General features: G+C 66.0%; 20 protein-coding genes and 1 pseudogene. 4 read left to right on the forward strand and 17 right to left on the reverse strand.

The genetic code is table 11. The features are described from left to right. Positions 1–245 precede the first annotated feature (245 nt). Positions 246–2,648, reverse strand: a complete 2,403-nt coding sequence (gene ppsA / locus DVS29_RS03750) for a phosphoenolpyruvate synthase (protein ID WP_118179110.1) — start codon at positions 2,646–2,648, stop codon at positions 246–248. 577 nt (positions 2,649–3,225) lie between these two features. Here ppsA and ppsR point away from each other — a divergent pair. Further along, a complete protein-coding gene (gene ppsR, locus DVS29_RS03755; RefSeq protein ID WP_118179111.1) occupies positions 3,226–4,041 on the forward strand; it encodes a posphoenolpyruvate synthetase regulatory kinase/phosphorylase PpsR in 816 nt (271 codons plus the stop codon). A gap of 46 nt (positions 4,042–4,087) precedes the next feature. Here ppsR and DVS29_RS03760 read toward each other — a convergent pair whose 3' ends face one another. From DVS29_RS03760 to rpsB, 16 genes are all read right to left on the reverse strand, one after another. Continuing rightward, entirely contained in the window at positions 4,088–4,873 is a 786-nt protein-coding gene (locus DVS29_RS03760; protein WP_118179112.1) for a TrmH family RNA methyltransferase, read from the reverse strand. Between the two features lie 87 nt (positions 4,874–4,960). Beyond that, the gene (rnhB, locus tag DVS29_RS03765) at positions 4,961–5,743 is read right to left on the reverse strand and encodes a ribonuclease HII (RefSeq protein WP_118179363.1); all 783 of its coding nucleotides are present in this window, start codon (positions 5,741–5,743) and stop codon (positions 4,961–4,963) included. Positions 5,744–5,820: 77 nt separating this feature from the next. Beyond that, complete coding sequence (gene lpxB / locus DVS29_RS03770) at positions 5,821–6,990, reverse strand: lipid-A-disaccharide synthase (RefSeq protein ID WP_118179113.1); 1,170 nt, start codon at positions 6,988–6,990, stop codon at positions 5,821–5,823. A gap of 1 nt (position 6,991) precedes the next feature. Further along, a complete protein-coding gene (lpxA, locus tag DVS29_RS03775; protein WP_118179114.1) occupies positions 6,992–7,780 on the reverse strand; it encodes an acyl-ACP--UDP-N-acetylglucosamine O-acyltransferase in 789 nt (262 codons plus the stop codon). A gap of 67 nt (positions 7,781–7,847) precedes the next feature. Continuing rightward, positions 7,848–8,315, reverse strand: coding sequence for a 3-hydroxyacyl-ACP dehydratase FabZ (gene fabZ / locus DVS29_RS03780; protein ID WP_118179115.1), 468 nt, complete (start codon positions 8,313–8,315; stop codon positions 7,848–7,850). A 64-nt stretch (positions 8,316–8,379) separates the two neighbouring features. Next, entirely contained in the window at positions 8,380–9,459 is a 1,080-nt protein-coding gene (gene lpxD / locus DVS29_RS03785; protein WP_118179116.1) for a UDP-3-O-(3-hydroxymyristoyl)glucosamine N-acyltransferase, read from the reverse strand. A 159-nt stretch (positions 9,460–9,618) separates the two neighbouring features. After that, positions 9,619–10,188: an OmpH/Skp family outer membrane protein gene (locus DVS29_RS03790; RefSeq protein WP_240655449.1), complete on the reverse strand. Its 570-nt coding sequence runs from the start codon at positions 10,186–10,188 to the stop codon at positions 9,619–9,621. Between the two features lie 25 nt (positions 10,189–10,213). Next, positions 10,214–12,544 carry an outer membrane protein assembly factor BamA gene (gene bamA / locus DVS29_RS03795; protein ID WP_118179118.1) on the reverse strand — a complete coding sequence of 777 codons (2,331 nt, stop codon included), beginning with the start codon at positions 12,542–12,544 and terminating at the stop codon, positions 10,214–10,216. A 40-nt stretch (positions 12,545–12,584) separates the two neighbouring features. Further along, entirely contained in the window at positions 12,585–13,970 is a 1,386-nt protein-coding gene (rseP, locus tag DVS29_RS03800) for an RIP metalloprotease RseP (RefSeq protein ID WP_118179119.1), read from the reverse strand. A gap of 10 nt (positions 13,971–13,980) precedes the next feature. Beyond that, positions 13,981–15,204, reverse strand: a complete 1,224-nt coding sequence (locus tag DVS29_RS03805) for a 1-deoxy-D-xylulose-5-phosphate reductoisomerase (protein ID WP_118179120.1) — start codon at positions 15,202–15,204, stop codon at positions 13,981–13,983. Between the two features lie 10 nt (positions 15,205–15,214). Then, positions 15,215–16,033: a phosphatidate cytidylyltransferase gene (locus DVS29_RS03810; RefSeq protein WP_118179121.1), complete on the reverse strand. Its 819-nt coding sequence runs from the start codon at positions 16,031–16,033 to the stop codon at positions 15,215–15,217. After that, positions 16,027–16,809, reverse strand: coding sequence for a polyprenyl diphosphate synthase (gene uppS, locus DVS29_RS03815; protein WP_118179122.1), 783 nt, complete (start codon positions 16,807–16,809; stop codon positions 16,027–16,029). The genes DVS29_RS03810 and uppS overlap by 7 nt, the downstream gene beginning before the upstream one ends. A 76-nt stretch (positions 16,810–16,885) precedes the next feature. Then, the gene (gene frr / locus DVS29_RS03820) at positions 16,886–17,446 is read right to left on the reverse strand and encodes a ribosome recycling factor (protein WP_118179123.1); all 561 of its coding nucleotides are present in this window, start codon (positions 17,444–17,446) and stop codon (positions 16,886–16,888) included. A gap of 82 nt (positions 17,447–17,528) precedes the next feature. Next, a complete protein-coding gene (gene pyrH / locus DVS29_RS03825; RefSeq protein WP_118179124.1) occupies positions 17,529–18,242 on the reverse strand; it encodes a UMP kinase in 714 nt (237 codons plus the stop codon). A gap of 363 nt (positions 18,243–18,605) precedes the next feature. Further along, positions 18,606–19,490, reverse strand: a complete 885-nt coding sequence (tsf, locus tag DVS29_RS03830) for a translation elongation factor Ts (protein WP_118179125.1) — start codon at positions 19,488–19,490, stop codon at positions 18,606–18,608. A gap of 178 nt (positions 19,491–19,668) precedes the next feature. Then, positions 19,669–20,421: a 30S ribosomal protein S2 gene (gene rpsB / locus DVS29_RS03835; RefSeq protein ID WP_118179126.1), complete on the reverse strand. Its 753-nt coding sequence runs from the start codon at positions 20,419–20,421 to the stop codon at positions 19,669–19,671. Positions 20,422–21,045: 624 nt separating this feature from the next. On the opposite strand from rpsB, the gene map reads away from it, so the two are divergent. The 3 genes and pseudogenes from map to DVS29_RS38415 form a co-directional block, all read left to right on the forward strand. Further along, a complete protein-coding gene (gene map / locus DVS29_RS03840) occupies positions 21,046–21,855 on the forward strand; it encodes a type I methionyl aminopeptidase (protein WP_118179127.1) in 810 nt (269 codons plus the stop codon). A 282-nt stretch (positions 21,856–22,137) separates the two neighbouring features. Continuing rightward, the gene (locus DVS29_RS03845; protein WP_118179128.1) at positions 22,138–24,714 is read left to right on the forward strand and encodes a [protein-PII] uridylyltransferase; all 2,577 of its coding nucleotides are present in this window, start codon (positions 22,138–22,140) and stop codon (positions 24,712–24,714) included. 999 nt (positions 24,715–25,713) lie between these two features. Next, a pseudogene (locus DVS29_RS38415) lies at positions 25,714–26,958 on the forward strand (pseudouridine synthase); the annotation flags it as partial. Position 26,959 lies beyond the last annotated feature (1 nt).

A 26,959-nucleotide genomic window follows, 5' to 3' on the forward strand; every position in this document is an offset into this window, starting at 1 on the left:
AGCGCAGTGTCAGTGCCGCGCTGCACAGTATGTGCGACGCACGTAGCGGTGCCGGTTCGCGCCGCTGCGCCGCCGTTTCGCAGGTCATTTGCCGCGCATAAGACAACGCCCCGGACAATGCCGGGGCGTTGGGGGAAACGCAGGACAATGAATGCGGCAACCGGGCATCGCGGTTCAGGCGTCAAGGATGGCGAAACAAGTTCGCCTTCCCTGATCCGTTGGGCGGCTCCCGGTGGTCCCGGCCATTAAGCCTTCGACTTCGCGAGCGCCTGCCATGTTTCGATGATCGTGTCCGGGTTCAGCGAGATCGACGCGATGCCTTCGTCGGTCAGCCATTGCGCGAAATCCGGATGATCCGACGGACCCTGGCCGCAGATGCCGACGTACTTGTTCAGCCGCAGGCACGTTTCGATCGCGCGCTTGAGCATGAACTTGACGGCCGGATCGCGCTCGTCGAAATCCACCGCGAGCAGTTCCATGCCCGAGTCGCGGTCGAGGCCGAGCGTGAGCTGCGTGAGGTCGTTCGAGCCGATCGAGAAGCCGTCGAAGTACTGAAGGAACTCTTCGGCGAGAATCGCGTTCGACGGCACTTCGCACATCATGATCACGCGCAGGTCGTTCACGCCGCGCTTCAGCCCGAACTTCTCGAGCAGGCCGATCACGCGCTCCGCCTGCTTCAGCGTCCGCACGAACGGCACCATGATCTCGACGTTGGTCAGGCCCATCTCTTCACGCACGCGCTTCAGCGCGAGACATTCCATCTCGAACGCCTGCGCGAAATCGTCGGCCACGTAGCGCGACGCACCGCGGAAGCCGAGCATCGGGTTCTCTTCGTCCGGCTCGTAGCGCGAACCGCCGATCAGCTTCTTGTACTCGTTCGACTTGAAGTCCGACAGACGCACGATCACGGGCTTCGGGAAGAACGCCGCGCCGATCGTCGCGATGCCTTCCGTCAGCTTGTCGACGTAAAACGCACGCGGCGACGCATGGCCGCGCGCGACGCTCTCGACGGCCTTCTTCAGGTCCGGATCGACGTTCGGGTACTCGAGGATCGCCTTCGGGTGCACGCCGATGTTGTTGTTGATGATGAATTCCAGCCGCGCCAGACCCACTCCGTAGTTCGGCAGCTGCGAGAAGTCGAACGCGAGCTGCGGATTGCCGACGTTCATCATGATCTTGACCGGAATCTCCGGCAGCTCGCCGCGCTGCACTTCGGTGACTTCGGTTTCGAGCAGACCGTCGTAGATCTTGCCTTCGTCGCCTTCCGCGCACGACACGGTGACGAGCGCGCCGTCCTTCAGCACGTCCGTTGCGTCGCCGCAGCCGACCACCGCCGGCACGCCGAGCTCACGCGCGATGATCGCCGCGTGGCAGGTCCGGCCGCCACGGTTCGTGACGATCGCCGACGCGCGCTTCATCACCGGCTCCCAGTTCGGATCGGTCATGTCCGCGACGAGCACGTCGCCCGGCTGCACACGCTCCATTTCCGACGGATCGTGAATCACGCGCACCGGGCCCGCGCCGATCTTCTGGCCGATCGCGCGGCCCGTTGCGATCACCTGCGACTGGCCCTTCAGCTTGAAGCGCTGCTCGACCTTGCCCGCGGCCTGGCTCTTCACCGTCTCCGGACGGGCCTGGAGAATGAAGATCTTGCCGTCGCGGCCGTCCTTGCCCCACTCGATGTCCATCGGGCGCTGGTAGTGCTGCTCGATGATCACCGCGTATTTCGCGAGCTCGATCACGTCTTCATCCGTGATCGAGAAGCGGTTGCGCTGCTCGTGGGCGACGTCCACCGTCTTCACGCGGCCCGGCTCGCCCGGCTTCGTGAATTCCATCTTGATCAGCTTCGAGCCGATCGAGCGGCGGATGATCGGGTATTTGTTCTGCGCGAGCGTGGTCTTGAAGACGTAGAACTCGTCCGGATTCACCGCGCCCTGCACGACGGTTTCGCCGAGGCCATAGCTCGACGTGATGAACACGGCATCCTTGAAGCCGGACTCCGTATCGAGCGTGAACATCACGCCCGCCGCGCCGACGTCCGAGCGCACCATGCGCTGCACGCCCGCCGACAGCGCGACTTCGGCATGCGTGAAGCCCTTGTGGACGCGGTACGAGATCGCGCGGTCGTTGTACAGCGACGCGAACACGTGCTTCATGCGGTCGAGCACGTCTTCGATGCCGACCACGTTCAGGTAGCTCTCCTGCTGACCGGCGAACGAAGCGTCCGGCAGGTCTTCGGCCGTGGCCGACGAGCGGACCGCGAACGACAGTTCTTCAGGCGAGCTTTCCGTGAGCGTGACGAAGCCCTCGCGGATTTCCTGTTCGAGGCGGGGCTGCAGCGGCGCGTCGACGATCCACTGGCGGATTTCCTTGCCAGCTTCGGCGAGCGCCTTCACGTCGTCGACGTTGAGCGTTTCGAGACGCGCGGCGATGCGTTCGGTGAGGTTGTTGTGATGGAGGAAGTCGCGGAACGCGAGCGCCGTGGTCGCGAAGCCCGTCGGCACGCGCACACCGGCCTGGGCGAGCTGACTGATCATCTCGCCGAGCGACGCGTTCTTGCCGCCGACGATCTCGACGTCGGTCATCCGCAACTGCTCGAAGGGAACTACATACGCCTGATCCTTTGCGACGTTTACTGCGTTAGTCATACAAGCCCCTAAGTGGAAAAAATGCACGATTGCGCAAGTGGGCTCACGCGGGCCCGCTTCATTGGAAAGCGGGCGCGCCTTGCACAACCTGTTGGAGAAGCAATCGCCGCGGCGTACCCGGCAGCGCCGGGCTTTCGGTCTCCAGCGGGCAGCGCCCAGAAGCGCACCGATTCGCAAAATTAGAGACAGAAACGCGAAAAACGAACCGGTTATCGGGAGATAACCCAGCGAATAGCACGACGTTGAACGTCGGATCGCTGCGATTCGCCTGCAATTGCTTATCCAACAGGTTGCCGCTATTCTACCGTGCCGACTTGCCGAATGGGTCAGTCGGACGAGAAATGCGCGCCGAGGCGCGCGGGGCGGCCATCCCGCCGGTTTTTCGTGCGCCGCGGAGCACTGTCTGAAGCGCGGCCGCAACGCTCTTTGCGGCGGGACCGGGCATAGAACGCATTTCCCGTGCCTGACCGCCTTTGATCTCATGCAGCCAGATGCGTCGCCCACGGGCGCCAGCCCCGCCCATCGCGACGCGCGTGACGCTTTACCTTCTGCTTCGACTTTTTGCAGGCCCCATCCGATGCCGCCTACCGTCTTCATCGTGTCCGACGGGACCGGGATCACTGCCGAGACCTTCGCGCATTCGATCCTCTCCCAGTTCGACCAGAAATTCCGCCTCGTGCGCGTGCCGTTCGTCGACTCGACCGAAAAAGCCTACGCGACGCTCGAAAAGATCAACGAGGCCGGGCGCCAGGACGGCCGCCGGCCGATCGTGTTCACGACGCTCGTGAACAGCGGCTCGAACCAGATCGTGAAGGACTCCGACGCGCTCGTGCTGGACATGTTCCAGACCTTCGTCGAGCCGCTCGAGCAGGAACTCGAACTGAAGTCGAGCCATGCGATGGGCCGCGGTCACCAGAACGCGGACACCGAGGAGTACAAGAACCGCATCGAGGCGATCAACTTCTCGCTCGCGCACGACGACGGCCAGTCGAACCGCAATCTCGCGGAAGCCGACGTGATCCTCGTCGGCGTATCGCGCAGCGGCAAGACGCCGACGAGCCTCTACCTCGCGATGCAGTACGGCGTGAAAGCAGCCAACTATCCGCTGATTCCGGAAGATTTCGAGCGCGGCAAGCTGCCCACGCCGCTCCTCGAGCACCGCGCGAAGATGTTCGGGCTATCCATCGATCCGCAGCGGCTCGCGGAGATCCGCAACGAGCGGCGCCCGGGCAGCAAATACGCGGCGCTCGAAAACTGCCGCTACGAGATCAACGAAGCGGAAGCGATGATGCGGCGCGAAGGGATCAAATGGCTGTCGTCGACGCACAAGTCGATCGAAGAGATCGCGACCACGATCCTGCAGGAAATCAAGCTGGATCGGCCGGGGTATTGATTCGAGGGCCTTCCTTCTGTCGCGGAAGGCTACAAGCGCGGCAGATTCAGCGGCTGCCGCGCTGCTGACGGCACTGCTCGAACAGGCACACGGCCGCTGCGGCCGCGACATTCAGCGACTCCATCCCGCCTGGCTGCGGAATCGTCACGCGCTGGGTCGCGGCATCACGCCAGGCCTGCGACACCCCGGCGCCCTCATTGCCGAAAATCCACGCCAGCGGTCCGGACAGATCGGCATCGTAGATCGCCTTCGCGCCATGCGAATCGGTGATCGCCGCCGGAATGTCGAGGCGCTGGATCAGCTCGGTCGCATCGATGTCCTCATGAATCTGCAGCAGGAAATGCGCGCCCATCGCCGAGCGCAGCACCTTCGACGACCACGCGTACGCCGTGCCCGGCGCGCAGAACACATGCGCGACGCCCGCGGCCGCCGCGCTGCGCAGGATCGAGCCGACGTTGCCTGCGTCCTGCACGCCGTCCAGCACGATGCAGGTCTCGCGCACCCGTTCGGGTAACGCTTTCGCGAGCTTTTCCACCAGCAGCAGCACACCCACGCCGTTGACCACGTTCGATAGTTGCCCGAACAGCGCATCGGGCAGCGTGACGACGCGCGACGGCTCGATCCGCGCGACGATCGCCTGCGTTTCGGCGTGGCGCAGCGCGCCCTCGGTGACGACGCAGGTTTCGGGCTGCCCTGCCGTGTCGAGATACCCGGCGGCGAGGTGCAGGCCTTCGAGCAGCGCATGGCCGCTCCTGCGCTGCTGATGCGTCGAGCCGGCGAGCGCCTTCAGGCGTTTGTAGAGCGGATTGTCACGCGACGTGATGGCTTTCACAGGCAGCGCACGCAGTGGGAATGGATGGAATTCGAAGGCCGCACGCTGCGCGAGACATTGCGGTCGCGCACAGTCGTATCGGCAAGATCAGGACCCGGCGGCCGGATGATCGCCGTTCGTATCCGGCGACACTTCATCGGGAAATGCCGCGAACGGGTCGTCGTCGAGCGCGAGCGCATCGGCGCCGGGCCCGACGATATGGGCGACCGGTACGTTGACCACCGTGCCGAACAGCAGATGCGCTTCGCGCACCGGCGCGAAAGAACGCCGGTGATGCTCGCACGGCCCATGCACGCGCAACGCTTCGAGATGCTGCGGCGTGCCGTAGCCCGCGTGCGCATCGAAGCCGTACATCGGGAACGTCCGGTGCAGATCGACCAGCATCCGGTCGCGCGTCACCTTCGCAATGATCGACGCCGCCGAGATCGACTTCACCAGCGCGTCGCCGCCGATCACCGCCTCACTGCGGATCGACAGCACCGGGCAGCGGTTGCCGTCGATGCGCGCGAGCGTGGGCGTCACCGACAGCCCTTCCACCGCGCGCCGCATCGCGAGCATGGTGGCGTGCAGGATGTTGAGCGTGTCGATCTCGTCGACCGACGCGGACGCGACGCACCACGCGAGCGAGCGCTCGACGATCTTCTCGTAGAGCGCCTCGCGCTTCGCCGCCGGCAGCACCTTCGAGTCGTCGAGGCCGCGAATCGGCCGCTCGGGGTCGAGGATCACCGCCGCCGCGACCACCGGCCCGGCCAGCGGCCCGCGACCGGCTTCGTCGACGCCGCAGATCACTTCATCCGGTGCGTTGAAGTCGAAGCCCGATTGCGTGAGCGCACGGCGCCGCGCCGCGTTCTTCGCGGCGATCTTTGTCATCGGCTTGCGCGCGGTCGGCTTCTCCGCCGGCGCGGAGCCGGCGACCGCCTTGCCTTTGGACGTGCGCGACGGCGTGCTCATACCCGCTTCCCACGCGCTTCGATCACACCGGCCACCGCTTCCGCGGCCCGTTGTGCCGTGTTCTGCTTCAGCGCGTGATGCATCTCGGTGAAGATTTCTGTCAGCGTGCGCCGGTTCGCCTCGTCGCGCAACTGCGTCAGCGTGGCTTCCGCGAGCGCCTCGGGCGTCGCGAAGTGCTGCAGGATCTCCGGCACGACGAACCGACCGGCCAGAATGTTCGGCAGGCCCACGTACGGCAGATAGCCCTGGCGGCGCATGATCTCGCCGGTCAGCCACGGCACCTTGTACGAGATCACCATCGGCTTCTTCAGCAGCGCGGCTTCGAGCGTGACGGTGCCGCTCTTCACGAGGATTGCGTCCGCGGCGGTCATCGCGAGCTGCGACTGGCCGTCGGTCAGCGTCAGATCGAGCAGCGGGTGAGCCGCGACGAGCGGCCGCAGCAGTTCGCGGATCGCCGGCGTCGCGGCCGGCATCACGAAGCGCACACCGGGCTCGCGCTGCCGCATCAGGTCCATCGCGGCGAAGAAGGTCGGCCCGATCAGGCCGATTTCGGACTTGCGGCTGCCCGGCAGCACGGCAATCACGGGACCGGATTCAGGCAGGCCCAGCGTGCGCCGCGCGCCCGCCGTATCGGGTACGAGCGGAATTTCATCCGCAAGCGGATGACCGACGTACGTCGCCGCGACGCCCGATTTTTCCAGCAGCGCGGTTTCGAACGGAAACACGCACAGCATGTGATCGACGGCCTTCGCGATCTTCTTGATGCGGCCGCCGCGCCACGCCCAGATCGACGGGCAGACGAAATGGATGGTCGGAATGCCCGCGTCGCGCAGCGCGTGCTCGAGCGCGAAGTTGAAGTCCGGCGCATCGACGCCGACGAAGGCCGCCGGCGGCTCCGCGAGCAGCTGGCGCTTCAGTTCGTTGCGGATGCCGAGGATCTCGGGAATGTGACGGAGCACTTCGACGTAGCCGCGCACCGTCAGCTTTTCCATCGGGAAATGGGCGTCGAAGCCCTCCGCGATCATGCGCGGCCCGCCGATGCCGTAGATGTGCGCCGATTCCGGCAGCCGGCTTTTCAGGCCGCCCAGCAGCGATGCCGCGAGCAGGTCGCCGGACGGTTCTCCGGCGACCATCGCGAGCCGCAGCGGACTCGGTTGCAGCGCCATCCTAGCGGATGATGCCGCGTTGCGACGCCTCGACGAAGTCGACGAGCGCCTTCACGTGCTCGTCGCCGTCGCCGCCGGCCGTCGCCAGTTCGCGCAGCTGCACCTTCGCGTCTTCGAGCGACAGGCCGTTCTTGTACAGCAGCCGGTACGCGCTGCGCAGCGCCGAGATCGCGTCGGCCGAAAAGCCGCGCCGGCGCAGGCCTTCGACGTTGATGCCGTGCGGCTCCGCCTTGTTGCCCGCGGCGATCACGAACGGCGGGATGTCCTGCACGAGCGCGGACGCGCCGCCGAGCATCGAATGCGCGCCGATCCGCACGAACTGGTGCACGCCCGACATGCCGCCGACGATCGCGTAGTCGCCGATGATCACGTGGCCCGCCATCTGCGCGTTGCTCGACAGGATCACGTTGCTGCCCACGCGGCAGTCGTGGCCGATGTGCACGTACGCCATGATCCAGTTGTCGTCGCCGAGCGTGGTGAGGCCCGCGTCCTGCACCGTGCCGGTGTGAATCGTCGTGAATTCGCGGATCGTGTTGCGATTGCCGATCTCGAGCCGCGTGGGCTCGTCGCGGTACTTCATGTCCTGCGGACGACCGCCGACCGACGCATAGTGGCCGATCCGGTTGTCTTCGCCGAGTGTCGTGTACCCCTCGATCACGCTATGCGAACCGATCGTCGTACGCGCGCCGATCGTGACGTGCGCACCGACGACCGCGTACGGGCCGACTTCGACGCTTTCGTCGAGCTGCGCGCCCGGTTCGATGATCGCGGTGGGATGAATCCTGCTCATGCTCCCTCGCCTGTGAAGCTGTTGCGTTGCGGGGCCTGCCTGCCGTCCATGCCGGACGCGCGTGGACTTACTGGCCGTCCGTATCCGTATTGCGCACCGCGCACATCAGGTCGGCTTCCGCCGCGACCTGACCGTCCACCTCGGCGCGCGCCTTGAATTTCCAGATGCCGCGCATGTGGCGCTCGAACGTGACGTTGAGAATCAGCTGGTCGCCCGGTTCGACGACACGCTTGAAGCGCGCGCCATCGATGCCGACGAACAGGTACAGCGTCGTGTCCGGATCGTGCGGTTCTTCCGCGAACGTCAGCAGCGCCGCCGTCTGGGCGAGCGCTTCGAGAATCAGCACGCCCGGCATCACTGGCCGCTTCGGGAAATGTCCCTGGAAGTACGGCTCGTTGATCGTCACGTTCTTCAGCGCTTTGATGCTCTTGTGCGGTTCGAGTTCGAGCACGCGATCAACCAGCAGGATCGGATAGCGATGCGGCAGAAGCGTGAGAATCTTGTGTATGTCGAGGTTGATTTTTTCGGTGCTCATGGTGTTTCTGCTCACGCGTTGACTGCGCGATGATGACTGCGGATGTTAGTGCCGGCGGACGTGCTCAGGCTGACGGCTTGCCTGCCGCGTCTTTCGCCGCGGCTTCCAGTGCCTTGATCCGGTCGCGCAGCTTGTCGATGTTACGCAAGAGCGCGGCGCTTTTGTTCCAGTCGGCGTGCTCCACGGCCGGGAATGCGCTCGTGTACATGCCGGGCTTCAGCAGCGACTTCGATACGCCCGACTTCGCGGTGACGATCACGTGGTCGGCAAGCGTCACGTGGCCGGCGATGCCGACCGCGCCGCCGATCATGCAATGCCGGCCGATCGTCGTGCTGCCCGCGATGCCCGCGCAGCCCGCGATCACCGTGTACGCGCCGACCTTGCAGTTATGGCCGATCTGCACGAGGTTGTCGATCTTCACCGACTCCTCGATGATCGTATCGGCCATCGCGCCGCGGTCGATCGTGGTATTCGCGCCGATTTCCACATCGGGGCCGATCGTCACGCCGCCGACCTGCGGAATCTTCACCCACGTGCCGGTGCGCTCGTCGCCTTCGCCGGTGAAGTCCGGCGCGAAGCCGAAGCCGTCCGACCCGATCACGGCGCCTGCATGAACGATCGCGCGTTCGCCGATCGTGCAGCCATGATAGACCGCGACGTTCGGATACAGGTGCGAGCCCTCGCCGATGCTGGTGCTGCGGCCGATGAACACGTTCGCGTCGAGCCGCACGCCGGCGCCGATCACCGCGTCCGCTTCGATCGTCACGTTCGGGCCGATCACCGCGCTCGCGGCCACCTCGGCGGACGGGTCGACCGTTGCGCTCGGGTGGATGCCCGCGTCGAGCTTCGGCGCGTTCAGGTCGATATACGCCTGCGCGAGGCGGGCGAAATAAGCGTACGGGTTCGGCGTGACGATGAAGTTGCGGCCTTCGCGCGCCGCGACCTTCGCGAGATCGTTCGCGTTGATCAGCACGGCGCCGGCGCGGGTCGTCTCGACCTGCGAGAGGTACTTCGGGTTCGCGAGGAACGCCAGCTGGTCCGGGCCAGCCTGATCGAGCGGCGCGAGACTGCCGACGGTATGCGTCGGGTCGCCGACGATCTCTCCGCCGAACTGCTGGACGATCTGCTCGAGCTTGAATGCCATACCTGTGATGCTCCCTGCTTTTCTTTGTGGCTGCGCTGGCAACTGCGGCTAACAGCTTCTGCTAACTACCGCGGCCGTCAACTTCGGCCGACAACCGCTGCGGCCGAGCCAACCCGCATCGCCGCCGGTTGTCCGCGGGACGGTTCCCGCGGATGCCGGTCAGTTGCTGCTGGTCGCGCTCGCGCCGCTTGCCGGTGCGCCCGAGGCCAGCGCCTTCAGCACCTGATCGGTGATGTCGATGCGCGGGCTGACGTACACCGCTTCCTGCACGATCAGGTCGTAATGCTGCTGCTCGGCGATCTGCTTGATCACCTTGTTCGCGCGGTCGAGCACCGCCGCGAGTTCTTCGTTGCGGCGCTGGTTCAGGTCTTCACGGAATTCGCGCTGCTTGCGCTGGAAATCCGAGTCGAGCTGCGACAGGTCGCGCTGCTTCTGCGCGCGATCGGTCGGGGACATCGACGCGCCGTTCTTGTCGAGCGAATCCGACATGACCTTCAGCTTCTGCGCCATGTCCTGCAGATCCTTGTCGCGCTTCGCGAACTCCGCTTCGAGCTTGGTCTGCGCGGCCTTCGCCGGCACCGACTCCCGCAGGATACGGTCCGAATTCACGGCCGCGATCCGCGCCTCCTGCGCGTCTGCGTTCATCGCACCGGCGCCGAGGCCGAGCGTCACCGCAAACGCCACCGCCCACATCACACGTTTCGAACCCATACCGGTTAGCAAAGTCATCCTCTCGATACCGTATTGAAGCCGATCAGAACGCCGTCCCGATCTGGAACTGGAACTTCTGGTACTGGTCGCCAGCATGCTTGACGAGCGGGAAGCCGAGGCTCAGCTTCAGCGGACCGATCGGCGAGATCCACGCGAGGCCGAGACCGTAGCCGTAACGCAGCCCGTTCGCACCGGTGCTGCTGCCTTCCGTGCCCCAGACGTTGCCGCCGTCGAGGAACGTAAACACGCGCAGCGTGCGATCGTAGCCGGTGCCCGGCAGCGGGAACGTCAGCTCGATGTTGCCGACCACCATCTTCGAACCGCCGATCGGGTCGTTTGTCGACGTGTCGCGCGGACCCAGCGAACTCGGCTCGCAGCCCCGCACCGAGCCGATACCGCCGGCGTAGTAGTTCTTGAAGATCGGGAACGGCTTGCCGCCGAAGCCATTGCCGTAGCCGCCCTGCACATTCAGGCCCAGCACGAAGCCACGCGCAAACGAGTAATAGTACTGCGCCTGCACATCCGCCTTGTAGTACTCGGTGCTGCCCGCCGGCGTACCAACCTCGGCATTCGCCTGCGTGAAGTAGCCGCGGCTCGGCACGAGCGCGCTGTCGCGGGCGTCGCGCGACCAGCCGATCGTGACGGGCACGTTGTTCGACACGCGGCCGAAATCGTTGACGTAGTCCTTGTAGCTTTGCGGCGTCGACTGGTCGACGTCGAGCGTGTCCTGCTCGAAGCCCGCGCCGAAGTAGACCGTGTCGACTTCCGAGAACGGGATGCCGAACTTCAGGTCACCGCCCATCGTGACGATCCGGAAGCTGGAATCGCTCGAATAGTACAGCGGCTGGTAGGTGCGGTAGTACAGATCGGTGATGCGCTTGATGCCATCCACCGTGAAGTACGGATCGACCTGCGTGACCGTCAGCGTGCGATAGGTCTTCGCGGTGTTCACGTTGACCGCGAGGCTCGTGCCGGTGCCGAACACGTTGTCCTGCGACACGCCGGCCGACAGCACCACCTTGTCCGTCGACGAGAAGCCCGCGCCGGGCGTGATCGCGCCGGTCGGCTTTTCCGCGACCTTCACGTCGATGTCGACCTGGTCGGGCGTGCCTTCGACGGGCACCGTGGTCACGTCGACATCGGTGAAGTAGCCGAGACGGTTGATGCGGTCTTTCGACAGCGCAAGGCGGTTCGAATCGAACCACGAGCTTTCGAGCTGGCGCAGTTCGCGGCGCACGACTTCGTCGCGCGTGCGCGTATTGCCGACCACGTTGATGCGGCGCACGTACACGCGGCGGCTCGGATCGACCTGCAGCGTAAGATCAACCTTGTGACGTTCCTGATCGAGCTGCGGCACCGCGTTCACCGTGGCGAACGCATAGCCGTACTCGCCGAGCTTGCCGACGAGCGCCTTGGTGGTGGCCTGCAGCCTGTCGGCGGAGAATCGATCGCCCGGCTTGATGTCGACGAGCTTGTTCAGCTCCGCTTCGCGATCGAGCAGATTGCCCGCGAGCCTCGCGCCCGAAATCGTGTAAGGTTGGCCTTCATGTACCGTGATGGCCAGATACATGTCCTTCTTGTCCGGCGACACCTGCACCTGGGTCGACTCGATGCTGAATTCGAGGTAGCCGTGATTCAGGTAGTACGAGCGCACGTTTTCCAGGTCGCCCGTGAGCTTGTCTTTCGGGTACAGGTCGTTCTTCGTGTACCACGAGAACCAGTTCGGCGTGGACAGCTGCATTTCGTCGAGCAGCGTGCCCGAGCTGAATGCCTGGTTGCCGATGAAGTTGATCTGGCGGGTCTTCGCGCTCGGACCTTCGTCGACCGCGAACAGGATCGACATGCGGTTGCGGTCGATCGGCGTGACGGTGGTGGTGACTTCAGCGGCGTAGTAGCCGCGCGTCAGGTACTGGCGCTTCAGTTCCTGCCCGGCACGGTCGACGAGCGCGCGGTCGTAGTAGCGGCCCTGCGAAAGGCCGATGCTGCGCAGCGCCTTCGTCAATGCGTCTTTCTCGAACTCGTAGATGCCGGAGAACTCGATGCCGCCGATGGCCGCGCGCTCGACGACCTGAACGCCTACCACGTTGCCTTCGACCACGATCTTCACATCATTGAAGAAGCCGGTGGCGTACAGCGCGCGGATCGCTTCGGACGCTTTGTCGTCCGTGAACGTGTTGCCGCGCTTGATGGGCAGGTACGCGAACACGGTGCCCGGCTCGATGCGCTGCAGTCCCTCGATGCGGATGTCCTGAACCACGAAAGGAGTCGTCGCCTCGGCGACCAGCCCTTGTGCGGCGAACGCCGTGGCTGCAACCGATTTAGGAACCAGGCGATGAGCTTCTACCAAGTGCTTCCCCAAAGATTTTAGCTGCATCGGGTCTGGCGTTCGTGCGTCGAGACACCGCCAGGCCCTTTCAAAAGTGAATCAAACGAGCCAGATCGTTAAACAACGCGATCGCCGACAACGCGACGATGCACGCGAGTCCTGCTCTTTGCAGCACGAGTTGCCACCGATCCGAAACGGCTTTGCCGGTTACGGCCTCAACCAAATAATATAACAGATGCCCCCCGTCCAATACCGGAATCGGTAATAGATTCAGCACGCCAAGACTGATGCTGACGAGACCTAGAAACGAGAGGAATGCTGACGGACCGAGCCGCGCGCTTTTGCCCGCGTAGTCCGCAATGGTTACCGGTCCGGACAGGTTCTTCAGCGACGCCTCGCCGACCAGCATGCGGCCGAACATCCTGAGCGAGTACAGCGCAATGTCCCATGTGCGTTGCGCGCCGAGCTGGATGCTCTCGAACGGGCCGTAGCGCACCTCCACCATCGGCACCTGATCCGCGAGCGCGGCACCGATCCGGCCGACCGACGCGCCCGTCGCATCGTCACGCTGCAGCACCGGCGTGACCGTCACATTCTGCAGCGCGCGCGCGTAGCCGCGTTCGATCTGCAGCAGGACCGGCTGCCCGGCGTGCGACTTGATCGTCGCGATGAAACTGGTTGCGCTGTCGACAGGTTTGCCGTCGATGCTGCGCAGCTTGTCGCCGGGCACGAGTCCCGCGCGCTGCGCCGCGCTGCCCGGCTCCACCGACGCCACCGACAGCGTGCCACCACCGGGCTCGAAGCCGAGATGCGACATGAAGTCGTCGTCGACCTGGCGATCGGAAACGCTCGACAGATCCAGCGGGAAATCGAATGGGCCACGCGTGCCTTCGCGCGCGACGAGCACCACGTGACGATGATCGAAGGTCGCGCCGAGCAGTTTCCAGCGCAGGTCGGACCACGAGCGCACCGCGTGGGTCTCGCCATCGCCGCCGTCACGATAGCGGATCCCGACGATCGTCTCGCCGCCGTCGAAGCCCGCGCGCGACGCTACAGTATTCGACGCAGGCGCCGCGACGGTGGCGACCGGTTCACTGACGCCGCTCGCGTAGACGATGGCGAACAGCAGGATGGCCAGCAGGAAGTTCGCGATCGGACCGGCCGCCACAATCGCGAAGCGCTGCGCGACCGATTTGCGCGTGAACGCATACGGCAGATCTTCCGGCGCGATCACCGCGTCGGGATCGCGTTCGTCGAGCATCTTCACGTAGCCGCCGAGCGGCAGCGCGGCGATCGTCCACTCGGTGCCGGTCTTGCGGCTCACGCGCTGGAAGAGCGGCTTGCCGAAGCCGATCGAAAAGCGCAGGACCTTGACGCCGCACAGCCGCGCGACGCTGTAATGCCCGTACTCGTGAACGACGACAAGGACGCCGATGGCGACCGCGAAGGCAAGCAGTTCGGTCAGCAGGTCCATGAGCGCCTCGCTACTGAATGGCGCGTTCCGTGTATTCGGTGCGCGCCGCGCGCTGAAACACGGCCGGCAGCCGGTCGATGAACGCGGTGGCCGCGCGGCGCGCCGCCGCGTCGGCTTCAATCACATCGTCGAGACTCGCGGCGCGGCGGTTCGGCAGTGCGTTCAGCACGGCATCGACCGTGTCCGCGATCGCCATGAAACCGATCCGGCGCGCGAGGAACGCCTCGACGGCCACTTCGTTCGCGGCGTTCAGCGCCGCGCTCGCGACGCCGCCCTCGGCCAGCGCTTTCAGTGCGAGCGCGAGACACGGGAAGCGCGCGTAGTCCGGCTTTTCGAACGACAGCGACGCGACCTGCGCGAGGTCCAGCGGCGCGACGCCCGAGTCGACCCGCTCCGGAAACGCCAGCGCGTGCGCGATCGGTGTACGCATGTCGGGATTGCCCAGTTGCGCGAGCACCGATCCGTCCGCGTACGACACCATCGAATGGATCACGCTCTGCGGATGGATCAACACTTCGATGCGCTCGCCGGGCAGATCGAACAGCCAGTGCGCCTCGATCACTTCGAGGCCCTTGTTCATCATCGTGGCCGAATCGACCGAGATCTTGCGGCCCATCGACCAGTTCGGGTGCTTGCAGGCTTCGTCCGGTGTCACGTCGGTGAGCGTGGACGGCTCGCGGGTGCGGAACGGGCCGCCCGACGCGGTGAGGATGATCTTCGACACGCCGCCGTGCAGTGCCGCTTCGCGCGGCAGGCACTGGAAGATCGCGTTGTGCTCGCTGTCCACCGGCAGCAGGATCGCGCCATGGTCGCGCACCGCGTCCATGAAGATCGCGCCGGACATCACGAGCGCTTCCTTGTTCGCGAGCAGGATGCGCTTGCCCGAGCGCGCGGCGGCGAGACTCGGCGCAAGACCCGCCGCGCCGACGATCGCGGCCACGACCGTATCGCAGCCGCCGCTCTTCGCGACCTCGACGAGTGCGTCGGGACCGTACGTGACCTCGATGCGGCTGCCCGCGTCGCGCAGCTTCTGCTGAACCACGCGCGCGGTCTCCGCATCGCCGACCACGGCCACTTCCGGCGAGAAGCGCAGGCATTGTTCGACGAGCTTGTCGCCGTTGCGATGCGCGGTCAGCGCGTAGACGGAGAAACGGTCGGGATGACGCGCGACGACGTCGAGCGTGCTGTCTCCGATCGAGCCCGTGGAACCGAGCAGGGTAAGTCGTTTTTGCATGTCTCTTTCTCTAGCCGAAGAGCGACAACGCGAGCATCGCGAGCGGCAGCACCGGCAGCAGTGCGTCGATGCGGTCGAGGACGCCGCCGTGTCCCGGCAGCAGACCGCTGGAATCTTTCACGCCGGCCTGGCGTTTCATCGTCGACTCGAACAGATCGCCGACGATGCTGAAGGCCACCAGCACGGTCAGCGCGCCGAGCGCCGCGGCGGCCCCGCGGCCGAACAGCGCGGAATACAGGGTCGGTTCGAAGGCGTGCGCGAGGACGGCAACCGTCGAGACCACCAGCACGGCGATCCAGCCGCCGAGCGCGCCCTCCCAGGTCTTGCCCGGACTGATCGCGGGGGCGAGCTTGTGCCGGCCGAACGCCTTCCCGGCAAAGTATGCGCCTATATCGGCCAGCCAGACCACCAGCAGCAGCGACAGCACGAACGGCACGCCAACCGCGCGCGCCGCGACGAGCGCGTGCCAGCTTGCGAGCATGAGCACGATGCCGGCGGCAAGCAGGAACGGCCGCCACGGACCGGCGGCGAGCGTCGGGCGGCGCAGCAGCACGAACGGGCCGGCGCAGATCCAGAAGATCGCGGCGGCCTCGAACAGCGGCTTCACGACGCCGCCGAGCCGCGCAGTCGCGACCAGAATTGCGCCTGCGATGGCCGCGTAGACGATCGCGCCGGCGCCGCCAAGCTTCAGCAGACGTGCCCACTCCCACGCCGCGAACACGACGACGACGCCGATCAGCGCGCCAAACGCGCCGATCGGGGCAAACAGGGTAACCGGCAGGAAGATGGCCAGCAGGACGAGCGCCGTGATGACGCGGGTCTTCAGCATGGAAGCGGGTCGACGTTCTGCGACTGAGGCTCGAGCTGCGCGCTGGTGCGGCCGAAACGGCGTTCGCGTTCCGTGTAGGAATCGATCGCATGGCCGAGGGCGTCCGCGTCGAAGTCCGGCCAGTAGGTGTCGGTGAAGTAGAACTCGGTGTACGCGAGCTGCCACAGCAGGAAATTGCTGACGCGCTGCTCGCCGCCCGTGCGGATGAAGAGGTCCGGTTCGGGCGCATAGGCCATCGCCAGATGCTGCTCGAACGACTCCTCGGTCACGTCGACGGGCTTGCCCGCGAGCGCCGACTGCTCGGCGAGCTTGCGGGTGGCCTGCATGATGTCCCAACGACCGCCGTAGTTCGCGGCGATCGTCAGCGTGAGACGGGTGTTGCGCGCGGTCTTGGTTTCCGCGCGGCGAATCAGGTCCTGGATCTTCGCGTCGAATTTGGTCAGATCGCCGACCACGCGCAGACGGATGCCGTTCGCGTGCAGCTTGCCGATCTCGCGCTCCAGCGCGGTGACGAAGAGGCGCATCAGGAACGACACTTCCTCGTTCGGGCGGCGCCAGTTTTCCGAGCTGAACGCGAACAGTGTCAGATATTCCACGCCGCGCCGCGCGCAGGCTTCGACCGCGGCACGCACCGCGTCGACGCCGCGCGTGTGACCCGCGACGCGCGGCAGCCGGCGTTGCGTCGCCCAGCGGCCGTTGCCGTCCATGATGATCGCGATGTGGCGCGGAACTGCCGCGACATCGGGTACGCGCACGGTGGAGCTGGTATAGGTCATGGCCGTTGATACTGTAACTGCGGGTGAAGAAAAAACCTGAGCGGCGAGGCGGACGCGGGCCGGGCCCGCGCCGGCGTCACACCGTCATGATCTCGCCTTCCTTGGTCTGGACGAGCTTGTCGATCTCGCCGACGAAACGGTCGGTCAGCTTCTGGATCTCGTCGCCGGAACGACGCTCGTCGTCTTCCGAAATTTCCTTGTCCTTGACGAGCTTCTTCAGCTGTTCATTGGCGTCGCGACGCAGATTGCGCACGGCCACCTTGGCCGTTTCGCCTTCGCTCTTGACGACCTTCGTCAGCTCGCGGCGACGCTCTTCGGTGAGCGCGGGCATCGGCACGCGGATCAGGTCGCCGGCGGTGGCCGGATTCAGACCCAGGTCCGATTCGCGAATCGCCTTCTCGACGACCGGCACCATCTTCTTTTCCCACGGCTGCACGCCGATCGTGCGGGCGTCGACGAGCGTCAGGTTGGCCACCTGCGAAATCGGCACGGGCGAGCCGTAGTAGTCGACCTGAATGTGGTCGAGCAGCCCCGTGTGCGCGCGACCGGTGCGGATCTTCGACAGATCGTTCTTGAATGCGTCGAGCGAGCGTTGCATCTTCTGCTCGGCGCCTTTTTTGATATCAGCGGCAGTCATTGAAACCTCCGAACCTTCAAAAACAGTTGCGGGCCCGCCGTCGCATTCAGGCGGCGACCCGGCCCACGTGTGACGTGAGAGTTTACACGTGGACGAGCGTGCCCTCGTCCTCGCCCTGAACGATGCGCTTCAGCGCGCCCGGCTTGACGATCGAAAACACGCGGATCGGCAGCTTCTGGTCGCGGCACAGCGCAAACGCCGTCGCGTCCATCACCTGCAGATTGCGGCCGATCGCCTCGTCGAAGCTGATCGTCGTATAGCGCGTCGCCGTCGGATCTTTTTTCGGATCGGCGGAGTATACGCCGTCCACCTTGGTCGCCTTCAGCACCACTTCCGCGCCGATCTCCGAGCCGCGCAGCGCGGCCGCCGTATCGGTCGTGAAGAACGGGTTGCCGGTACCGGCCGCGAACACGACCACCTTGCCCTCTTCCAGCTGGCGGATCGCCCGCGGACGGATGTACGGCTCGACGACCTGGTCCATGCGCAGCGCCGACTGCACGCGCGCCTCGATCCCGGCGTGACGCATCGCGTCCTGCAGCGCGAGCGCGTTCATCATCGTGGCGAGCATCCCCATGTAGTCGGCCGTGGCGCGATCCATGCCCGCCGCGCCGCCCGCGACGCCGCGGAAGATGTTACCGCCACCGATCACCACCGCGAGTTGCGTGCCAAGGCGAACCACCTCGGCCACGTCTGCCACCATTCTTTCGATTGTCGCGCGATTGATGCCGAAAGCATCGTCGCCCATCAGAGCTTCACCGGAGAGTTTGAGCAGAACACGTTTGTATGCAGTGGGCATGGAGGTATCCAGATCGCGCTGAGAGAGAGACGGCAACTTGAGACTGTAGGGGTGAAATGCTGATTCGGGCAAGCGCCGCCAAATTGACCTCCCGGCGTGTCCGCTCAGGGCCTGCCGCAAGGCTGCCGGAGGCCTGCAAGCCGCCTGGGAGACGGCTTGCGGACCGGCGTGCGGTCCTGGCGGGCGCCTGCCGGAACGGTCGGCCGATAGGGATCTGCCCGCGGCTTTCGTTGCTGGCGCTGCCGACCGCGGCGGGCTGGTTGACCCGTCGCGGGTACTGCGATGCTACCTGCCGCGCGCTTAATGGTTCCTTAAAGCGGGCCTTTGAAAGACCCGCGAACAATCGTGGCGCGGCGAACGGCCTTATTGCTGCTTTGCAGCAGCTGCGACCTGCGCGGCCACTTCGGCAGCGAAGTCGTCCTGACGCTTCTCGATGCCTTCGCCGACCACGAACAGCGTGAACTTCTGCACCGATGCGCCGGCTGCCTTCAGCATCTGTTCGATCGTCTGCTTGTCGTTCTTCACGAACGGCTGGTTCAGCAGCGACACTTCCTTCAGGTACTTCTGCACCGAACCGTCGACCATCTTCGCGACGATTTCAGCCGGCTTGCCCGACTCAGCGGCCTTCTGCTCGGCGATGCTGCGTTCCTTCGCGATCAGATCCGCCGGCACGTCGTCCGACGACAGCGAGACCGGCTTCATCGCGGCGATGTGCATCGCGACGTCCTTGCCGACCTGCTCGTCCGCGCCGGTGTACTCGACCAGCACGCCGATGCGCGTGCCGTGCAGGTACGCAGCCAGCTTGTTCGACGTTTCGAAGCGCACGAAACGGCGGATCGTCATGTTCTCGCCGATCTTGCCGATCAGCGCCGAGCGGACGGCGTCGACCGTCGAGCCGTCGAACGGCAGCGCCGACAGCGCGGCCACGTCGGCCGGGTTCTGCGTCGCGATCAGTTCGGCGACCTTGTTACAGAACGCGAGGAAGTCGTCGTTTTTCGAAACGAAGTCGGTTTCGCAGTTGAGCTCGACGAGCGCACCCGCGCCGCCGCCGATGAACGATGCGACCACGCCTTCGGCCGTCACGCGCGCCGCCGCCTTGCTCGCCTTGTTGCCGAGCTTGACGCGCAGCAGCTCTTCGGCGCGCGCCATGTCGCCGTCGGCTTCCGTCAGCGCCTTCTTGCACTCCATCATCGGCGCGTCGGTCTTCGCGCGCAGTTCTGCCACCATGCTTGCGGTAATTGCCGCCATCATTCGCTCCTTGAGTCTGTCTGTCACACGCCGCCCGCTGTTCGATGCCGGCGGCAGCCATTCGTTTCCGCGCTACGCGCATTTTTGCGCGTGCTGCCGACCGCCTGATTACAAACGGCGCGGCTTAAAAAAAGGGGGCCTGTAGCAAGCCCCCTTTTTGGCCGGTCACGGGGCAGATTTACGCCTCCGGGCTGACCTCGACGAACTCGTCGCCTTCATCGCCGCGAGCAGCCTGCACGACTTCGTTGACCGCGTTCGCACGGCCTTCGAGGATCGCGTCGGCCACGCCTTCCGCGTACAGCGCGACAGCCTTGCTGGCGTCGTCGTTGCCCGGGATCACGTAGTCGATGCCTTCCGGCGAGTGGTTCGTGTCGACCACGGCGATGACCGGCACGCCGAGCTTGTTCGCTTCGGTGACGGCAATCTTGTGGTAGCCGACGTCGACGACGAAGATCGCGTCAGGAATGCCCGGCATGTCCTTCACGCCGCCGATCGACTTCTGCAGCTTGGCGATTTCGCGTTCGAACAGGAGCGCTTCCTTCTTGCTCATCTTTTCGAGCTCGCCCGCTTCGACCGCCGCTTCCATGTCCTTCAGGCGCTTGATCGACACCTTCAGCGTCTTGAAGTTGGTCAGCATGCCGCCGAGCCAGCGCGCGTTGACGAACGGCATGCCCGCGCGTGCTGCTTCCTGCGCGATCGTGTCGCGCGACTGACGCTTCGTGCCGACGAACAGGATCGTGCCGCGATTCGCTGCCAGTTGACGCACGTACTTCAGCGCGTCGTTGTACATCGGCAGCGTCTTTTCGAGGTTGATGATGTGAATCTTGTTGCGATGACCGAAAATGAACGGGGCCATCTTCGGGTTCCAGAAGCGCGTCTGGTGACCGAAGTGGACACCGGCTTCCAGCATTTGACGCATGGTGACTGCCATGAAATTCTCCGCCAGGGTTGGGTCTTAGGCCGGCTGCCGCATCCGCGATGCGCACCGCTTTTGCGGTTAATGCGATCGCGGACACCCAGGGTGCGCCGGCCTGCGAATTTGCCGCTACCTGCCTGCGCCCGAAAAAGGCGCCGACCGGTAACAGCCACTTGCCAAGCCGCTTTGGCCGTTCCGCCGTGCTTCCGCCTTGTTTCGACAGGAGCATCAGGGAAAACCATGAGCGACTTAGCCAGCGATTATAGCATGCGTGTATTGCATGGCTCAACCCGCCCGGACGGCCCTGTTAGCCCAACGTGAGAATGCCCGGTCAGCGCAAAGCAAGAATGTCCGCTCGGTGGTGAGCGGGCGACGCGCGATCCATCTTCCCCACTGCTCCCGCCTGTTCTCCTAAGGCGCTACAATATTGCTACAGCCGGATCAACGCGGCGGCAAGAGGTCACGGTGCAGACCGTGGCCTTTTTCATTTGGGCCGCGGCGGTATTGTCGAACGGCGGTCAACCGCGGTCGAACCGCGCGCCGCCTTGCGCGATACGCGGGCACGCGGGTCGGGGAAGAGGCGGTTTCGTCGCAAGCGAAAGTCGCAGATCCTTTTAAAATTAATGGGTTAGAAGGTATATGGCTATTACGCTCAGAAACGAGGACGAGATTGCGCAGATGCGCGTCGCCTGCCGGCTCGGCAGCGAAGTGCTCGACTTCATCACGCCGCACGTCGTCGCCGGCATCACGACGGGCGAGCTGGACCGCCTGTGCCACGAGTACATGCTGAACGTGCAGGGCACGGTCCCGGCGCCGCTGAACTACCAGCCGCCCGGCTACCCGCCGTACCCGAAGGCCACCTGCATTTCGGTCAACGACGTGATCTGCCACGGCATCCCCGGCGACAAGACGCTCAAGAACGGCGATGCGCTCAACATCGACATCACCGTCATCAAGAACGGCTTTTTCGGCGACACGAGCCGCATGTTCATCGTCGGCGAAGGCTCGATTCTCGCGAAGCGCCTCGTGCAGACCACCTACGAATGCATGTGGCTCGGCATCGACCAGGTGCGCCCCGGCGCGCATCTCGGCGACATCGGCCATGCGATCCAGCGGCATGCCGAAGCGCAGGGCTACAGCGTCGTGCGCGAGTACTGCGGCCACGGCATCGGCACGGTGTTCCACGACGAGCCGCAGATCCTGCACTATGGCCGTCCGGGCACCGGCATCGAACTGCAGACCGGCATGATCTTCACGGTCGAACCGATGATCAACGCCGGCCGCCGCGACATCCGCACGATGCCCGACCAGTGGACCGTGAAAACGCGCGACCGCAGCCTGTCGGCGCAGTGGGAACACACCGTGCTCGTCTCGGAAACCGGCTACGAAGTGCTGACCGTGTCCGCGGGCACGCCGGCCAAACCAGCGATCGTCGCCGCGGTCGCGTAAGCGGCCCTGCGAGCGTCAACCGCCGGGAAGACTCGCTGCCGCGTCGCGGACGCGAGTCGCGTCGACGCCCGACGGAGGTGCGCGGCAGCAGCAAAGCAGGCAAAGAGAACACGCGCGATCACGCGAGAGCGTCCCGCGCCTGGTTCGGCCCGCACCGCGCCGCCGCACCGGATCGAACCCGAAATCAGCACACCGTGATCGACCAGCACGCTTCGACCAACACGCTTCACCGCTCGCCGTTCGTAGCCCGAACCTTCACCGTCACCCTTTAGCCGCGTGCCCATGAGCGCTCCCGCCGTTGCCCCGACCGAACCGCTGTCCCTGAAGGCGGACTACAAGCAGGCCAAAGCGCAGCTGCTCGAGCGCTTCCGCACCGCGACCAACGTCGATACCTTGATGCGCGCGCTCGCGCGTCTGACCGACCGCACGCTCGCGCAGGCCTGGGCCAGCTGCGAGCTGTCGGGCTCGCTCGCGCTGGTCGCCGTCGGCGGCTTCGGGCGCGGCGAGCTCGCGCCGCATTCGGACGTCGACATCCTCGTGCTGATGCCCGCGGAGCCCGACGCGGAGCTCGAAGCGCGCATCGAGCGCTTCATCGGCCTCGCGTGGGACCTCGGCCTCGACATCGGCAGCAGCGTGCGGACCGTGACCCAGTGTCTCGAAGAAGCCGCCAACGACGTGACCGTGCGCACGTCGCTGCTCGAAGCGCGCCGCATCACCGGCAGCGCGCCCCTGTTCGCCGGCTTCGCGGAGCGCTATCGCGCCGCACTCGATCCGCGCGCGTTCTTCACCGCGAAGGTGCTCGAGATGCGCCAGCGGCACGCGCGCTTCCAGGACACGCCGTACAGCCTCGAGCCGAACGTGAAGGAAAGCCCCGGCGGGCTGCGCGATCTGCAGCTGATCCTGTGGATCACGCAGGCGGCTGAACTGGGCGGCAGCTGGCGCGAGCTCGAGGCAGGCGGCCTGATCACGAACCGCGAGGCGCGCGAACTGCGCCGCAACGAGGCGTTCCTGAAGACGCTGCGTGCGCGGCTGCACGTGATCTCCGGCCGCCGCCAGGACATCCTCGTGTTCGACCTGCAGAATCCGGTCGCGGAAAGCTTCGGCTACACCGCCACCACGGCGAAGCGCGCGAGCGAGCAGCTGATGCGCCGCTACTACTGGGCGGCCAAAGCCGTCACGCAGCTCGCGACGATCCTGATCCAGAACATCGAAGCGCAGCTCTTCCCGAACACGAGCGGCATCACGCGCGTGCTGTCCGATCGCTTCGTCGAGAAGCAGGGCATGCTCGAAATCGCGAGCGACGACGTGTTCGAACGCGAGCCGAACGCGATCCTCGAAGCGTTCCTGCTGTACGAAGAGACGCCCGGCATCAAGGGGCTGTCGGCGCGCACGCTGCGCGCGCTCTACAACGCGCGCGAACGGATGGACACCAGCTGGCGGCGCGACCCTGAAAACCGCCGGCTTTTCATGGCGATCCTGAAGCAGCCCGCGGGCATCACGCATGCGATGCGCCTGATGAACCAGACGAGCGTGCTGGGCCGCTATCTGCTCAACTTCCGCCGTATCGTCGGGCAGATGCAGCACGACCTGTATCACGTGTACACGGTCGACCAGCACATCCTGATGGTGCTGCGCAACCTGCGGCGTTTCGCGCTCGCCGAACACGCGCACGAATACCCGTTCTGCAGCCAGCTGATGGCGAACTTCGAGCGGCCGTGGGTGCTGTACGTGGCGGCGCTCTTCCACGACATCGCGAAGGGCCGCGGCGGCGATCACTCGCAGCTCGGCATGGCCGACGCACGCCGCTTCTGCCGCGAACACGGCATTGCGGCGGACGACAGCGCGCTCGTCGTGTGGCTGGTGCAGCAGCATCTGACGATGAGTCAGGTCGCGCAGAAGCAGGACACGAGCGACCCTGAAGTGATCAAGCGCTTCGCGGAGCTGGTCGGCAACGAGCGGCGGCTGACGGCGCTCTATCTGCTGACCGTCGCCGATATCCGCGGCACCAGCCCGAAGGTGTGGAACAACTGGAAGGGCAAGCTGCTCGAGGACCTCTACCGCGCGACGCTCGCCGTGCTCGGCGGCGCGCGGCCGGACGCGCATTCGGAACTCAAGACGCGGCGCGAGGAAGCACTCGCGCTGCTGCGGCTCGAAACGGTACCCGACGACGCGCATCGCGCGCTGTGGGACCAGCTCGACGTCGGCTACTTCCTGCGCCACGACGCCGCCGATATCGCGTGGCAGACACGCGTGCTGCATCGTTTCGTGCACACCGAAACGCCGATCGTGCGCGCGCGGCCGTCGCCGATTGGCGAGGCGCTGCAGGTGCTCGTCTACGTGAAGGACCGCCCCGACCTGTTCGCGGCGATCTGCGCGTACTTCGACCGCAGCGGGCTGTCGGTGCTCGATGCGCGGGTCAGCACGACGAAGCACGGCTACGCGCTCGACAACTTTCTCGTCGCGCATACCGAGGAAGACGTACATTATCGCGACATCGTGAATCTCGTCGAGCAGGACCTCGGGCAACGGCTGCGCGATCCGGGCAAGTATCTGCCGGAGCCGTCGAAGGGGCGTCTGTCGCGGCTGTCGCGCACGTTTCCGATCACGCCGCGCGTCGACCTGCGGGCCGACGAACGTGGTCAGTACTACATCCTGTCCGTGTCGGCGAACGACCGGCCGGGCCTTCTTTATTCGATCGCGCGCGTGCTGGCCGAGCACCGGGTCGGCGTCCATGCGGCGCGGATCAATACGCTCGGCGAACGTGTCGAAGACGTGTTCCTGCTGGACGGTTACGGCCTGTCCGACAACCGTCTGCAGATTCAGGTCGAGACCGAACTGCTGCGCGCGATCGCAGTGTGAGCATTCATGCGAGTCAAACTGACAGCCAAACATCCGCGGCCGGCCACGCCGACGCGCGACCCCGTCCGCACCGGCAGCGCTACCGGACGCAAGCCCGTACGGGCGCCGAAACCGCCGGCGGCGGCTGACGCACCGCGCGGATCCGGATCCGGATCGTCGGACGCCCGCAAGGGTGGATTCCGGTCAGGCGGCGAAGGGAGCGCGAGGCCCGCGCCGCGCGGTGAACGCACCGGCGCGAGCGGCGGCTTTACGCGCGAATCGCGCGGCGGCGAAGGCGGCAAGCGCTTCACGCCGCGCGACCCGGGCAGCCGTGGTGCGGACGAACGAGGCCCACGGCGCGGCGACAGCGATGCGCCGCGTTCCCGCGGTCCGCGTACCGAAGGGGATGCACCGCGCTTCCGTGGCCCGCGTACCGAAGGCGATGCACCGCGCTTCCGTAGCCCGCGTACCGAAGGCGATGCGCCGCGTTCCCGTGGCCCGCGAACCGAAGGCGATGCGCGGCGTTCCCGCGGTCCGCGAACCGAAGGCGACGCGTCGCGTTTCCGCGGAGCGGGAGCCGAAGGGGATGCGCCGCGCGGTCGTCCGGCACGATCCGACGACGGCGCGCCACGTGAGCGCTTTGCGCGCGCGGGCGCTGGCGACGATGCACGCCGCAGCCGCCCGGCGCGATCCGATGATGGCGCGCCGCGCGGCCGCTTCACACGTTCCGACGACTCCGCCCCGCGTGGCCGCTTCTCACGCTCCGACGACAGCGCGCCGCGAGGCCGTTTCTCACGCTCCGATGATTCCGCACCGCGCAGCCGCCCTCCGCGCTCATCTGACGACGCACCGCGCGGCACCTTCGCCCGCTCGCCGGATCGTGCGCCGCGCGGTCGTGCCGAAAGCGCCGCGCCACGCGATCGCAGAAGCGTCGCCGTCGCCGGCGAACGTCCGGCGCGAACCGGCAACGCCCGTTTCCACCGCGAAGACTTCACGCTCGACCCACGCGGCGACGGCAGCGAGCGCCGACGCGCCGAGCGCCCGCCGATGGGCCGCGACGCCGACAGCCGCCCGCCCCGCTATGGCCGTTCGCAGGACGGCGACAGCACCGCGCCGCGCCGCTTCAGCCGCGACGGCGGCGCGGGTGATTCGCGTGGTGCACGCGGATCGTACCGAGGCGATGACAAGCCCGCGTACGCACGCCGCGGCGACGATCGCGAACGCACGCCACGCGGCGGCTCTGAAACGCGCAGCGACCGGGGCGATCGCAGCTTTGCCCGCCCCGACCAAGGCGGCGCAGGTGAATCGCGCGGTGCACGCGGCACGTACGAATCCCGAGGCACACGTGACGACCGTCCGCCCCGCACCGCCTCCGGCGACGCGCCGCTGAAGCGCGCGACGCCGGTCAAGCGGCAAGCCGCAGCAGAACCGTCACGCCCGCCGAAGCGCGAGCAGGATCGCGAACCTCGCGCGCCGCGTGCACACGATCACGACCACGAAGACCGCCCCGGCATGCTGCGTCTGTCGAAGCGGATGTCCGAGCTCGGCCTGTGCTCGCGCCGCGAAGCGGACGAATGGATCGAGAAAGGCTGGGTGATCGTCGACGGCGTGCGGATCGACACACTCGGCTTCAAGGTGCATCCGGACCAGCACATCGAGATCGATCCGGCCGCGCAGGCCGCGCAGGCGAAACAGGTGACGATCCTGCTGCACAAGCCGGTGGGCTACGTGTCGGGACAAGCCGAGGACGGTTACGAGCCGGCCGTGACCCTCGTCACGCCGGCCAACCAGTGGAGCGGCGACCGCTCCGGGCTGCGCTTCGCGCCTGTGCATCTGCGCGCGCTCGCGCCCGCCGGCCGGCTCGACATCGACTCGACCGGGATGCTGGTGCTGACCCAGGACGGCCGCGTCGCGAAGCAGCTGATCGGCGAATCGTCGGACGTCGACAAGGAGTACCTGGTGCGCGTCGCGTTCGGCGACATCACGACGGACATCGACCAGCACTTCCCGCCCGAGCGTCTTGCGCAGCTGCGCCACGGCCTCGCGCTCGACGACGTGCCGCTGAAGCCCGCGCAGGTCAGCTGGCAAAACGGCGAGCAGTTGCGTTTCGTGCTGCGCGAAGGCCGCAAGCGCCAGATCCGCCGCATGTGCGAGCTGGTCGGGCTGGAAGTGATCGGCCTGAAGCGCGTGCGGATGGGCCGCGTGATGCTGGGCGCGCTGCCGCAGGGCGAGTGGCGCTACCTGACACCCGACGAAGCGTTCTAGG

The organism is Paraburkholderia phosphatilytica (assembly GCF_003443895.1).
Lineage (GTDB): Bacteria > Pseudomonadota > Gammaproteobacteria > Burkholderiales > Burkholderiaceae > Paraburkholderia > Paraburkholderia phosphatilytica.